Source organism: Ruminiclostridium sufflavum DSM 19573 (genome assembly GCF_003208175.1).
Classification (GTDB): Bacteria; Bacillota; Clostridia; order Acetivibrionales; family DSM-1351; genus Ruminiclostridium; species Ruminiclostridium sufflavum.
Genome location: NZ_QKMR01000011.1, coordinates 44818 through 58502, shown reverse-complemented (window position 1 = coordinate 58502; position 13685 = coordinate 44818). Strand labels below are relative to the sequence as shown.

The following is a 13685-nucleotide window of genomic DNA, read 5'->3' as shown; positions in this document are numbered from 1 at the left end:
AGAGCCTTACATATAGGTTCTAAAGCTTAACAGGCGTATACATCCGGTCAATATCCGCCGGATGTATACGCCTGTTAAGCTGCTGTTCTTATGAATATTTAGGGAGGTGCTGCCATAAATTCAAGACAGCTCGAACTGCCCCGTATAAAGCTGGTAGTATTTTCCGCGTCCTGCTATCAGCTCCTCATGGTTTCCCAGCTCTATTATCTCTCCGTTTTCCAGAACTGCAATGACATCGGCATTGCGAACTGTTGAAAGCCGATGTGCAATAACAAATACAGTACGCCCGTGCATAAGCTTATCCATGCCCTTCTCAATCAGCGCTTCCGTTCTGGTATCAATTGAGCTTGTGGCCTCATCCAGTATAAGAACCGGAGGATTTGCAACAGCGGCACGTGCAATTGCAATCAACTGGCGCTGTCCCTGACTTAAATTGGCACCGTCTGATACAAGCATAGTGTCGTATCCTTGCGGAAGATGCTTTATAAAGCTGTGAGCATTTGAAAGCTTTGCTGCCGCCATTATCTCATCCTCAGCGGCATCAAGCTTTCCATAACGGATATTGTCACGTACAGTGCCGGTAAACAGATGGGTATCCTGCAATACCATTGCCAGAGATCTGCGTAAATCATCCTTTTTTATTTTATTTATATTTATCCCGTCATAGCGGATTTTGCCGTTAGGCACATCATAAAACCTGTTAATCAGGTTGGTAACAGTGGTCTTGCCAGCTCCTGTGGAACCCACAAAGGCAATCTTCTGACCTGCCTTGGCAAAAAGTGATACATTATGTAAAACCAGCTTCTTTTCATCATATCCAAAATCAACATCAGAAAACTGAACATTTCCCGTAAGCCGGGTATATGTTACTGTCCCGTCATGATGAGGGTGTTTCCATGCCCACAGGCCGGTACAGCTTTCACTTTCAGCTAAGACTCCGTCATGATTTTCCTTTGCATTCACCAAGGTAACATATCCCTCATCCTGCTCCGGAATTTCATCAATAATTTCAAAAATCCTTTCTGCCCCCGCAAGCGCCGAAAGTATTGCATTAAACTGCTGGCTTATTTGAGTAATGGGCTGTGAAAAGGACCGGGTATACTGCAAAAATGATGCCACAGAGCCAATGTCCATACGTCCGTACATAACCAATACAGCACCGGCAACAGCTGTAAGGGCATAGTTGAAATAAGAAAGATTTCCCATAACAGGCATCATAACATTGGCATATGTATTGGCGTTTGTCGAGGCCTGACGCAAATTTTCATTTAGTCTGGCAAATTCATTTACAGTCTCCTCCTCATAACAAAAAACCTTTACTGCTTTCTGCCCTTCAATCATTTCTTCTATATAGCCGTTTGCCTCCCCGATAGCCTTTTGCTGCTTTTTAAAAAATAATGCACTTTTTCCGCCTATCTTTTTGATTAAAGTAAACATAATAAAGAGCATGATAATAATAAGCAAGGTCAGTACAGGACTGAGTATCAGCATCATAATAAAGGTTCCCGCAACCGTAATAAAGGAAGTGATAAATTGAGTAAAGCCATTGCTGATTGCTTCACGGAGAGTGTCAACATCACTTGTGTAACGGCTCATTAATTCTCCGTGAGTATGAGTGTCAAAATATCTTATAGGCAGATCCTGCATTCTGTTAAACAAATCCTTGCGAATAGAATTAAGGGTGCCGTTTGAAATTTTAACCATAGTCCTGCTGTACACAAAGGTGGATATTGCCCCAAGCAAATAAATGGAACATAATACCATGATTATCCCTATAAACGGGCCTGAATCTATATCATGCGGATTTGAACCAATTAAAGGAATAATATAATCATTAATTATAGGCTTTAAAAAGTAGGTGCCTGCCACACCGGCTCCTGAACTGATTATTACAAAGACAGCCACCATAATAAGCAGCCACTTCTGATGCAGCATATATCCAAAAATGCGTCCAAGAGTTTTTCCGGCGCTTTTGGGCTTTTGAAAATTTTGTTTTGCCGGTCTTGGCATTATGCACCCACCCCTTCCTGCTGGGAATAATAAACTTCCTGATAAATCCTGTTGTTTTGCAGCAATTCCTTGTGACTTCCTACTGCATCAAGCTTTCCGTCATCCAATACAATTATTTTATCCGCATCACACACAGAGCTGATACGCTGTGCAATTATTACAGCAGTAATTTCTTCGCTGTAATTACGGAGAGCTTCACGGATTTTTAAATCTGTGGCAGTATCTACCGCACTTGTGCTGTCATCCAGAATTAAAATCTTCGGCTCCTTTAGCAATGCCCTTGCAATACAAAGGCGCTGCTTCTGACCTCCGGAAACATTTACTCCTCCCTGTCCCAGCTCGGTTTCATAACCGTCCGGAAAGCTTTCTATAAAATCATGTGCCTGAGCTGCTTTACAGGCAGCTATAATTTGTTCATCAGTTGCATTTTTGTTTCCCCACTTCAGATTATCCTTAATAGTACCGGAAAACAAAACATTTTTCTGGAGCACCATAGCTACCGAGTCTCTTAATTCCTTCAAATTATAATCTCGGACATCTACGCCTCCTACAAGAACTCTTCCGCCCGTCACATCATACAATCTGGGTATAAGCTGCACCAAGGTTGTTTTTGAAGAACCTGTACCGCCTATAATTCCAATTGTCTGCCCTGATTTAATATGTATATCCACATGCTCAAGAGTATCACTTTCCGCCTGAGGATCATATCTGAATGAAACATCCTCAAAATCAATGGAGCCATCCTTTACCGTTTGTCCGCCTTTTATGTGCTTATCGGCAATATCAGCTTTTTCATCGAGCACCTCTAATATCCTGCTGACCGATGCTCTGGAAAGCACGACTGTAATAAGTACCATGGAAATCATCATAAGTGATACCATTATTTGCGTAACATAGCTGATAAAGCTGATTAACTGACCTGTCAGCATTGTTCCCGCAATTATCATATTACCTCCGAACCATAGTATTGCAGCTATGCAGAAGTATATTGTAATCTGCATAATAGGCATATTACAGACAACCACTTTTTCAGCTCTCATGGCGGCATTCATAAGCTCGTCATTCGCAGCTTTAAATTTCAGCTTTTCATAGCCGGAACGCACAAATGCCTTTACAACCCTGATAGCTATTAAATTTTCCTGAACAGAAGCGTTCAGAGCATCATATTTTTTCAACAGCTTTGAAAAACGTGGAAATGCCAGCCCCGCAATCACAATCAATGCTGCTGACAAAACCGGAATAGCAGCCAGAAATACCTTCACGAGACTTTTATTTATAGTGTATGCCATAATAGTTGCACTGACCAGCATAACCGGTGCGCGAACCAGTACACGAATCATCATCATAAATGCATTCTGGGCATTATTTACATCAGTAGTCAAACGGGTAACCAAGGACGCGGTACTGAATTTATCAATATTTGAAAAGGAAAATTCCTGAATCTTGTTAAAAAGACCTTTTCTAAGCTCACTTCCAAAGCCCATGCCTGCGGTTGCACCGAACTTAGAGCCAAGTACGCCAAACAGCAGCGAAAGCAGTGCCATAACTACCATCAAGCCCCCGGTTTGCATTACATAAGCAATGTCCTTTGAAGGAATACCATTGTCAACAATCTTAGCCATGAGAAACGGTATCCGTATCTCTAAAAGTACTTCACCTATAATTGCCAAAGGGCAAAGAACTGCATAAATACCGTATTTCGATAAATACGGCATCAGCTTTTTAATCATCAAGCCTTCCCTCCTTGCTTTGCCGGGCTAAAAGTTTTTTCCCTTCGGCAATCAGCGAAAAAAATGTCTTGTTTTCAAGTTCCTCCGTAGACAGGTTCTTTATCATTCTCTCGAAGTAACCGCACAGCTGCTCGCATTCCTCATCTGAAAAGCCTGAGAACATCTGAGCATCCACCCTGTCAAAGTCCTTACGGCATTCCTGCGACAGCTCTCTTCCCTTTTCCGTAATTTTAAGGCGATTATATCTTAGATCACTTTCATCGGCTACCTTTTCAAGAAAGCCTGATTTTTGCATACGCTTTACAGACGTGGCAATTGAAGCAGGAGATACCTTCATAAAATCCGCGACCTCACACTGAGTGCATTTATCGTGATTTGCAACATATTCCAGAATAGGCGGCTGCCCAAAATAAAGTCCGTTTTTAGCCACCTGCTTCTGAATACAGATACGGTGCAGAATGTTAAGGGTATTCATTTTCTTTGTTATATTAAAAAAAGAAAGCATTAAACAACTCCTTTCAAAAGATTAATCGGTTAATAAATAACCAATTAATAGTTAACCGGTTTATTGTTTAAATATATTCCTAGTATACATACTTGTCAAGTACTATTTTTTAACTAAAAGTTAATTACTATGGGCTAAGCCTCAGTTTAAAAGCTTAATCCCCTGAAAAACGATGGAATATCGGCTGTGCCGGCAGAATTTCTAAGGCTTGTCTAAAGCTATGGCAGCTCCGTATGCCGCCCTGCTGAATATATTTTCCGCATCAACCAAGGGTATGCCCTCTATGCTTATTTTTTCTATGTCACTTTCACCTACGTTTTTACCTGCACACTCAAATAAATATCTTACTCCTTGGGGTCTAAAACCCAAAAGCCTTGCAGCTACCGTATCTGCTGAAACAGGATCACAGCCTGCAACCACCAGTCCGGTATGGCGCGATATTCCCTTTGAAGGCCCTGTGCCTATCATGGCAGGACTTGCACTTATAATTGACAAATCAATGGGTATCTGCTCTGCCATAGCTGATATAAAGCCGTGCAGTTCTCTGTGTATCCCTGTTTGCTTTTTTGGAAATCCGTGTTCCTCAGCCGGGGGCCAGCCCATTGCAATATTCTTTATGGCAGCGGAAACAGTTGCTTCCTCATGATATTTTAATTGCGTAAAGGATATAAGTATAGTTGCCTCATATAAAATTTTATTTATATTGGTTGAGGCAATAACGGAATGCTTCAGCGTAAGCCTTTCAAACGGCCCATGATTTAAATCTATGAATTCTGCTCCTTCATCTGTAATAATCTTTTCATATCCCACTGCTTTCATTACATTTTTAGTCTCATCATCCGCCGAACCGGCTGCTATTACTATTCTCTTGGGATTTTTGCCCTTGAAAAGCCTTATAATTTGTCTCAGACTCTCCTGTCCAACTACTATCGCAGAATCCGGCGCTTGATTTTTTACCCAGTTTGGTGTTATAACTACCACATCACTGCTGTTTACAGCCGGAATTACCTGAAGCAGGTTAATTGCATCTTTTATTGCTGCTGCTTCATTATCATTATGAGTAATAGAAACCCTTGAATTCATCCAGCGTCTTTGTCTCATAGTCTTCTCTCCTCTTTTTGCCATATATTCAGTTGCTGACAGCTTGCTTGACAGCTTGACAGCCCAATTTTCCCGCACAAAAGGCATATCCCTGCTCAGGCTTCCCCTGTTATATTCTTTCCAAATCCGCAAATAAAAAACCCCGCGATTTAAACCTATCTCCAATCATCAGATTTTAGCTCTAACCTTTGGGGCAGGTTTAAATTGCGGGTTTTTACCCCTGATTTTTTTGCTGCTTCCGTAAAGCAAATATAATATATAGAACAGCTTATCCTCCTGCTATGAAATATGCGCTAATTCCTTAAAACCATTGCTCCTTTCCATGTTTTTCGGAGCCGGTATATACCCTGCCGATACAAAATGGTCAAGATACCTGAACATAAGCTTTTCATCCACCGGTGCACAGCTTATCCCCGAATTTCCGAGACCCTTAAGTACATTTGAGGTATCATAATGAGCCTCGAGGTCAGCATACCTTCTGAGGATTGATTCCTCCTCGCTTTTTTCCTCCAAAAACAAAGGCTCAAGTAATTTCAAGGCATTTTCGGAACCGGCCTCCACGAGAAGCTGCTTCCAAGCCTCATATGGAATTATCCTGACATTAAACCCGAAGGAGCGGATATATTCTCCTATCTCCCTCACTGTCTTAACGCTTTCATTTACAAGATTAAAAGCATTGCCTATTGATTCCTTCTGCATTGACAGATATACAATTGAAGCTGCTATATAGTCAACCGGCGTGATATGAACCTTGACAGATATATCCGGAACAGCCTCCATCTGAATGCAGGCTGCAATAAAACGGCTCACCATATCGTTCATTTTCCATATTCCCGATGTTACTGCTCCCGTTATTTCACCCGGACGGTAAATACAAGCCTTCAGCCCTCTTTCCCCGGCAATGCGCACAAGCTTTTCCGCAACCCACTTTGATTCCGTATAGCCAAGAAAGTATCCCTTGTCAGATTCCAAGGAATCATTTTCATATGCAACAGTTCTAAAATGGCTTGGGTTATCAAAAACACTGAAGGTCGATATATGGTTAAAAACCTTTGCCCTGTTCCTGCAGGCAAGCCTCAGACATTCCTCAGTACCTGCAACATTAATGTTTCTAAGGTAGCTGTACGGATAGATAAAATTCAGCATGGCTCCATTATGGTATATAGTATCAATCACTCGTGACAATTGGTCAAAGGCCGCCTCGCTCATCCCCAGCATAGGCTTTGTCAATTCACCAGGAACAGGTACTATTCTTTCCCTGTATTCCTCCTTCCAGCAATTAAAATATACGGCATTATCAATAATACGCTTATATGCATCCTCCTGATTTTTTGATCTGACATGACAATATACGGCGGCTCTGGTCCTATCCATCAGGGAAGCTATCAGATGAGCACCTACAAAGCCTGTAGAACCGGTCAAAAATACATTTTCGGGATTTCCTATCTGCAAAGCCCCCTGTAAATCCGGTATAATTGATTGATCCAGCCTGCACTCCTCCGCAAGTGTTTTTTTACTTGTATAATAAGCTTCCAGACTTTTATTTTCCTTTTCCAGCTGAATACAATTTGAAATTGCATGTATTGTCGGATTTTCAAGAATATACTTCATCGGTATTACAGTACCGAATTCACTTTTTATCATTGAGGCAAGCTGTGTTACAGCCAAGGAATCACCCCCTATTGTGAAAAAGCTGTCATCGGTGCTGATTTCCGCTTCCGGCTCAAGAAGCCTTGTAAATATTTCCATGACCCTTTCTTCATATGCATTTTGCGGCTTCAGGATTTTTCGTGAGCTGTCTCCTGAAAGCTCAGAGGCTTTTGTACTGTAAACTGTTTTCAGCAATCCGGTATCATACAATTCACCTGACTTGATAATTTGTATCTTTCCGTTATCGGTTCTTGGGAGTGAACGCTCCTCCACAAACACAATATCATAAGGCGTAAAAGAAAATACGCAGGAAAAACTTTCATTGATTTTACCTTCTAAATCCTTAAAATCATGCCTTGCTCCGGCTGCAAGCTCAACACAGGTAATTACCCTTTCCTTGCCTCCTATAGTCTTTGAAAAGGATATAATACTGCACAGCCTCAAGGCAGGAACTGCTTCCTTGAGATTCTTTTCTATATCCTGTGAGTATAAATTGTGTCCGTTAATAATAATAACTTCCTTAAGCCTTCCTATAATGTACAGTTCTCCATCATACAGCGCACCGATATCTCCCGTCTTCAGGAAAAATCCCTTGCGGTTTTTAATAGTTCCCCTGAAGGTTGTGTCCTGTTCCTTCTGATTCCAATAGCCCCCGGAAACAGTTTCACCCTGAAGCCATATTTCCCCTATTTCATTATCCCCAAGCTCCCTTCCGGTTTCCGGATCAACTATAACTGCCTTCAGATTGCCTATAACTCTTCCCATGGATGCAATTTGCATTTGGGAGGGGCTGTCATCACCGCATAAAACAAATTTATTCTTCCTCTTGCAATCATAATCAATATTTTTAAAATCCACCTTATGCAGTGCTCCCGATGCAACGCATGTTGCTTCTGCCAGTCCGTAGCCTGTACAGAACATGGATAATTCAAAGCCGCACTTTCTGAATTTCTGTGTGAAGCTATTCAGAGTTTTATGTGTGATTGGCTCAGAACCGTTTATAACAAATTTCAGAGTACTTAAATCCAAGCTTGCCAAGGCTGCGTCATCAATATATTTTGTGCAAAAATCAAAGGCCGAATTTGGCGCCATTGTCAGCTCTGCCTTGTAATCGGAAACAGCCTTCAGCCAGTTAAGGGGATTCTCCAGAAAAGCATCCGGAGGCATTATTACACACCTTGCACCAATATAAAGATCAAGAAAGACGGTAAACAGGCCCATATTATGAAAAATAGGCGCCCAGAATACCAAAACCTCCGGCATATTTTCCTTAATGCAATACTTAGCATATTCAAGGCTGTAGTACATATTGCCATACGTCACCATAACACCTTTCGGCACACTGGTGGAGCCGGACGTATACTGCAGGTATAAAAGGCTTGTCCCGCAAATTTCAGGCTGTATCCATTCATTGGGATTTCCGTTGCATTCTGCCGTATTAATATTTTTAACAGCTGCTATTTCCCCCTTGCCGCTTTCCTTCATCGGTTCTTCTGATAAATTATCATAAAGTATAAACTTTGCGCCGGAGGATTCCAGCACTGATTTAAAACGCTGCTTTCTACTTTCGTTATCCGGAGACGGTATGATAGTAAAAACCCCGCCTGCAAGCATTGTCCCCAGTATGGCAAAAACATTCTCCTTGGTTTGATTTGATAAGACAACCACCCTGTCACCGGTTTTCAAGCCTTCTTCTATCAGTGAAACCGCAACAGCTCTGGCACGGTTATAAAGCTCTGTATATGTAACATTCAGTTCGCTTCTGTCTCCGGCTGCATAGTTCAAAAATGTCAAAGCAATCTGCATGGGAGAATTCAGTGCATATTCTTTTAGCCTTTCAATAAACTTAACTTCCATAATAACGCCTCCATTTTCAAAATTATCAGCACCTGCACAACCAGCCTTTCTTTCACCGCCCGGAAAGCAGCATACACAGCAAAAGACCGGTGAGAGCAAATGCGTATAACATTTATATTATTCCTGTCAAATATAATTGTCAATTATTGGATTTATTGTGCGCAAGTATAACCTTTTGCAAGAAGAATATAATCTTCCTAAATTGTTTAATTCAGATAAATTTAGAATAATTTGAAGCATGGCTCACTTGAAAAAGATCATTCCCGCGCTTTAAGTGCGAAGGCTCTCAACTGCAATTTACTCCGGCATATGTCTTAATGCGGATTAGTGCGGCAAAAGTATAAATTAAAAAGAGCTGCGGATAATATCTTTATTGCTAAATCCAATTTTATCAGCTGGAAAACAGAGTTTGTACAAAATATAGCACATTTACAGGCATGGAGGTTTGTATGAAAAAAGACAGTATTTTCAGCAGGGCTTTGTCTCTCATAACCTATAAAAATGCTGAAAAAGCCAAAACATTTACAATTCCCGAGGTTGAGCAATCCAAGAATAATGCTGCCGGCACAGCTCAATATGACAATAACGGGCAGACTTCAAAAAAATCTGTTCATAAGAACACCAGAATTATTAAAAAGCCCATAGCCCCCTCAGAGCAAAAAAATAATAAAAGTGCAATCAAAGCCGATGAAAACCATATTTCAAATAACATAGCTTCAAATATGGCTTATTTAAATAACAAATTCAATTATCCAGATAACAAGGATTTTATAATACGTGAATTTATCATAAAAGGCAAGTATAAGGCTTTTTTGGTATACATTGACGGGATGGTGGACAGGATGACCATAAATAATTTTATACTTCGGCCCCTTCTTAAAGATGAAAATTTTGTCAATGAAAATGAAGTATGTGAGCTGGATTATATTCTGGCTAATGTTATTGAAACCAATCAAGCTGTTAAGGTCACAAAGCCTGATGAAGTAATAGAGGAAATCCTGATCGGGGATACAGGTCTGTATGTTGACGGCTGTGACTACTATATTTTCAGTGAAACAAAAGGATATGACAAAAGAAATGTAGACAAGCCGTTGATTGAAGGTGTTGTAAAGGGTTCTCAGGAAGCCTTCAATGAAAATCTGAAAACAAATACAACCTTGATAAGAAAAATCATTAAAAACAACGACTTAATGACAGAATTTCTTAAGATTGGAGAAAAAAACAATAATCTCTGTGCAATAATGTACGTAAAGGGAATCGTAAATCCTGCAATAGTCGAAGAGGTCAAAAGAAGAATAAGCAGCTTGAAAACAGATTATATTTCAGGCAGTGGAATGCTCGAGCAATTTATCGAGGAAAATTCCTGGTCCATTGTTCCTACCATTCTTTCGACAGAGAGGCCGGATAGAACAGCCTCCCATATATTGGATGGAAAAGTGGCAATAATTGCTGAAGGCACCCCGTTTGCTCTCATTGTTCCAATTACTCTGTTTTCCTTGTTCCACTCTCCTGAAGATACATCAATGCGCTGGCAGTATGGAACACTAATGAGATTTATCAGAATCGGAGCTTTCTTTTTTGCCACTTTGCTGCCGGGCCTATATGTCGCATTAACAAACTTTCATAGAGAAATGATACCAACGGATCTTCTTATAGCAATAGCAAAGGCCCAAGAAAACATACCTTTTCCAACCATACTTCAAGTCATCTTTATGGAATTTGCCTTTGAGCTTATAAGAGAAGCAGGTATCAGAATACCGGGTATAATCGGAAATACAATAGGTATAATAGGAGCGTTGATTCTTGGACAGGCAGCGGTACAGGCAAACCTTGTAAGTCCCGTATTAATTATAATAATAGCCATTACAGGTCTTGGTAACTTTGCCATACCTGATTTCAGCCTTGCCTTCGGTGCAAGAATAATCAGACTGTTCTTTATAACCATGGGCTGCTTTATCGGATTTTACGGAATATCCCTGGGGCTTGTTGTCATAACAGCTTTAATAGCTAATACAAAGTCCTTTGGCGTAAATATGCTTGAGCCTCTGGCTCCCTGGATTAAAAAAAGTCAGGATCTGATTATCAGAAAGCCTGTGTGGAAGCAGGAGAGACGGCCGGATTATTTAAATGCAGTTGATAAAACCATGCAGCCCTTAATATCACGCAAATGGACCATAACAGATGCCCAGAATCCCATACAGGACAAAATTTCTTCCAAACGGAGGGACAAAGATGAGCAGTGAAGGTCAAATAGGACTATTTGAGGCAATATGCATATCCTCCTTTATCATAACCACAAAAATATTTTATACAAGCACAAGCTTTATTGTAAAAGAGGTCGGAACCGCATCCTGGTATACGACCCTGCTATCCTGTGCGGTAAGCCTGTTTTTCTTCTTTTTGATATATCTTCTTATGAAAAGATTTGAAGGTAACAATATAGTTGAAATATATGAGCTGGTTCTTGGTAAATTTTTAGGAAAGCTTATTTCAATATGCTTCTGTGCTTACGGTATATTTTATGCCGGTTCCACGTTAAGAGAATTCGTTGAAATGATTAAGGCCTTTAATCTCCCCTACACACCGCCCAGTGTCATAATGGCTCTGTTTATCGGGGTTGTATGCCTGATTGTATATTTCGGTCTGAACGGTATTTCAAGAATATCCGTAATAAGCTTTTTCCCTGTTATAGCCGGTTTTATAACCATTCTTGTGCTTACGTATCCCGAGTATGACGCTGATTACCTGAAGCCTTATCTGGGATACGGAATAAATAAAACACTTATTACAGGAGTATTGCGCAGTTCGGCATACGATGAATTCTTTATACTTACGGTAATCATTAATTCAATTCACGGGCTGAAAAACTTTAAAAAAGCAGGAGTTATCAGCTTGCTAATAGCCGGAATAAGCTTTGGTATATCAGTAGCCTGTTATCTGATGGTTTTTGGTTATAAAATCGGGAGCGAAAACCTGTCAGGAATGTTTGAATTAGCCAGAGTTATATATTATAACAGATTCCTTCAAAGACTGGAGTCCATTTTCCTTTTTACCTGGGTTATATCCTCCGTAGTTTCGGTGTCCATTTCCTTTTATCTGCCCATAAGTATTTACTGCAAAGCATTTAGAATAAACAGACACAAGCCTCTTATCTTCCCTTTTTCCTTTTTATTGTTTCTGGTTGCCATTTTACCTGACAATCTGACTGAGGTGCTGCAGATGAACCTGCTCGTCATAAGGCAATACAGTATGTTTTTTATATATTTGGTGCCGGTTGCCGTATTAATAATCTCGTTGATAACAAGAAAAAGGGGGGCTGCCTTGAATGCTCAGAAAAATTAGCTTGTTTATATCAGCAGTACTTGTCTTAAATATCTTGCTTACGGGCTGCTATGATTCTATGGAAATCGACTCCGAGGTCTATGCGTTGGTTTTAGGAATAGATAAAGGGGTTAATAACAAAATTATCCTCTCTATCCAGTATTCCACTTACAAAAGCAGCGGCGGCGGCAGTTCCGAGGAAAGCGGCAAAAACGGCGAGGATAGCCAGTCTTCTTCAAATAAAATATCAGATACAAACATCCAGACCATAGAAGCACCAAGCATACTCGAGGGTATTGACATGCTAGGCATGGCCGTTTCCAGAAGAATTTCCTTAATGCATACTAAAATGATTGTATTCTCCGAGGAAATAGCAAAAGAAGGCGTGGGAAATTACATTGCGCCAATAGTGCGCTACAGGGAAACAAGAAAAACAATGCATGTTGCTATAGTAAAGGGCAAGGCAGAAGAATTTATAAATGAAAACAAGACAAATATAGGGGATAGTCTGGCAAAGGCCATAGAACTTTTGACCACCCAATCCAAAAATACAGGTTTTTTCCCCGAAGCCAGATTTACAAGCTTTTACAGGGGAATTATGTCTTCCTACGAATCCGCTGTTGCCATACACGGCGGTATAAATAATTTTGACAAGCTGCCAAAGGGCAATCATAGCAGTACGTCACCTTTGATTGTTGACACAGGCTTTCTGCCTGATGAACTGCCTCGAAAAGGAGTAACCAAAAGAGAATTTGTAGGCACTGCCGTATTCAGAGGCGACAAGCTGGCAGGGGCCTTGAATTCCAACGAAACCCGGTACTATCTTTTATTGCTTGGCAAATATAAAAGAGGAATTATTACAATTGACGACAGGGAAAAACCCGGTAATGAAATTGCTGTTGATATAAGGCTGGGAAGGCATCCTATGATTAAGTGCCGTTTTGAAAACGGAAACCCTGTAATTGACGTTAATCTGAAAATCGAAAGTGAAATCGAGTCTATAAACAGCAGAATAAATTATGAAAGCATCGATAATCTGGACAGCTTGGACAGCCAAATCAAGGATTATCTACAAAGCGGGCTAAATAAGCTTATTGAAAAAACGCAAAAGGAATTGAAAGCAGATATCTTTGGATTCGGGCATAAAGTAGCCGGATATTTCCCTACAATACAGGAATGGGAGCAGTATAACTGGCCTTCACATTATCCTTATGCAAAAGTAAACTTAACCGTTGATGTCAGTATCAGGCGGACAGGACTTCTGATATATTCATCTCCGTTCAAGGCTTGGGAAGATAAAACAGAGGAAAAGGAGGGGAAAAAATAATATGCTTTTTATTCTGTCTTTTTTTATTATTTGTTCCGGATATTATACTCTGACCTTTGGTATCAACATGTGGAAGCAGGACAACAACAAGCTTGGGGGCTTCGGCGCAATTTTTCTGGCATTAATAAGCACAATTGTGCCGGTTGCCGTAATTTATATAAAATTTTATTCTTAACTCAACTTT

9 protein-coding genes are annotated in these 13685 nt (G+C 40.4%); 4 read left to right on the top strand and 5 right to left on the bottom strand.

All coding sequences use genetic code 11. The features are described from left to right. Positions 1-120: 120 nt before the first annotated feature. The 5 genes from LY28_RS10300 to LY28_RS10280 form a co-directional block, all read right to left on the bottom strand. Entirely contained in the window at positions 121-2010 is a 1890-nt protein-coding gene (locus LY28_RS10300; RefSeq protein ID WP_110462105.1) for an ABC transporter ATP-binding protein, read from the bottom strand. Then, positions 2010-3740 (bottom strand): ABC transporter ATP-binding protein, encoded by a 1731-nt coding sequence (locus tag LY28_RS10295; RefSeq protein WP_110462104.1) that lies wholly within the window; start codon positions 3738-3740, stop codon positions 2010-2012. The genes LY28_RS10300 and LY28_RS10295 overlap by 1 nt, the downstream gene beginning before the upstream one ends. Next, the gene (locus LY28_RS10290) at positions 3733-4245 is read right to left on the bottom strand and encodes a MarR family winged helix-turn-helix transcriptional regulator (protein ID WP_110462103.1); all 513 of its coding nucleotides are present in this window, start codon (positions 4243-4245) and stop codon (positions 3733-3735) included. The genes LY28_RS10295 and LY28_RS10290 overlap by 8 nt, the downstream gene beginning before the upstream one ends. A gap of 201 nt (positions 4246-4446) precedes the next feature. Then, complete coding sequence (locus LY28_RS10285) at positions 4447-5478, bottom strand: DUF362 domain-containing protein (protein ID WP_340162542.1); 1032 nt, start codon at positions 5476-5478, stop codon at positions 4447-4449. 147 nt (positions 5479-5625) lie between these two features. Then, positions 5626-8853 carry a thioester reductase domain-containing protein gene (locus LY28_RS10280; protein WP_110462102.1) on the bottom strand — a complete coding sequence of 1076 codons (3228 nt, stop codon included), beginning with the start codon at positions 8851-8853 and terminating at the stop codon, positions 5626-5628. A 449-nt stretch (positions 8854-9302) separates the two neighbouring features. Here LY28_RS10280 and LY28_RS10275 point away from each other — a divergent pair, with 449 nt between their 5' ends. The 4 genes from LY28_RS10275 to LY28_RS10260 are packed head-to-tail and all read left to right on the top strand — an operon-like array spanning position 9303 to position 13676. Then, positions 9303-11096, top strand: a complete 1794-nt coding sequence (locus LY28_RS10275; RefSeq protein ID WP_110462101.1) for a spore germination protein — start codon at positions 9303-9305, stop codon at positions 11094-11096. Then, positions 11086-12195: a GerAB/ArcD/ProY family transporter gene (locus LY28_RS10270; RefSeq protein ID WP_110462100.1), complete on the top strand. Its 1110-nt coding sequence runs from the start codon at positions 11086-11088 to the stop codon at positions 12193-12195. Before LY28_RS10275 ends, LY28_RS10270 begins: the two co-directional genes overlap by 11 nt. Continuing rightward, positions 12179-13501 carry a Ger(x)C family spore germination protein gene (locus LY28_RS10265; protein ID WP_110462099.1) on the top strand — a complete coding sequence of 441 codons (1323 nt, stop codon included), beginning with the start codon at positions 12179-12181 and terminating at the stop codon, positions 13499-13501. Before LY28_RS10270 ends, LY28_RS10265 begins: the two co-directional genes overlap by 17 nt. A gap of 1 nt (position 13502) precedes the next feature. Continuing rightward, a complete protein-coding gene (locus tag LY28_RS10260) occupies positions 13503-13676 on the top strand; it encodes a DUF3953 domain-containing protein (RefSeq protein WP_110462098.1) in 174 nt (57 codons plus the stop codon). Positions 13677-13685: the final 9 nt, after the last annotated feature.

What these genes read in the sequence shown, in the direction of transcription:
- LY28_RS10300 (WP_110462105.1), bottom strand. Translation starts at nt 2,010, where the DNA reads ATGCCAAGACCGGCAAAACAAAATTTTCAAAAGCCCAAAAGCGCCGGA.
- LY28_RS10280 (WP_110462102.1), bottom strand. Translation starts at nt 8,853, where the DNA reads ATGGAAGTTAAGTTTATTGAAAGGCTAAAAGAATATGCACTGAATTCT.
- LY28_RS10290 (WP_110462103.1), bottom strand. Translation starts at nt 4,245, where the DNA reads ATGCTTTCTTTTTTTAATATAACAAAGAAAATGAATACCCTTAACATT.
- LY28_RS10275 (WP_110462101.1), top strand. Translation starts at nt 9,303, where the DNA reads ATGAAAAAAGACAGTATTTTCAGCAGGGCTTTGTCTCTCATAACCTAT.
- LY28_RS10270 (WP_110462100.1), top strand. Translation starts at nt 11,086, where the DNA reads ATGAGCAGTGAAGGTCAAATAGGACTATTTGAGGCAATATGCATATCC.
- LY28_RS10295 (WP_110462104.1), bottom strand. Translation starts at nt 3,740, where the DNA reads ATGATTAAAAAGCTGATGCCGTATTTATCGAAATACGGTATTTATGCA.
- LY28_RS10260 (WP_110462098.1), top strand. Translation starts at nt 13,503, where the DNA reads ATGCTTTTTATTCTGTCTTTTTTTATTATTTGTTCCGGATATTATACT.
- LY28_RS10265 (WP_110462099.1), top strand. Translation starts at nt 12,179, where the DNA reads ATGCTCAGAAAAATTAGCTTGTTTATATCAGCAGTACTTGTCTTAAAT.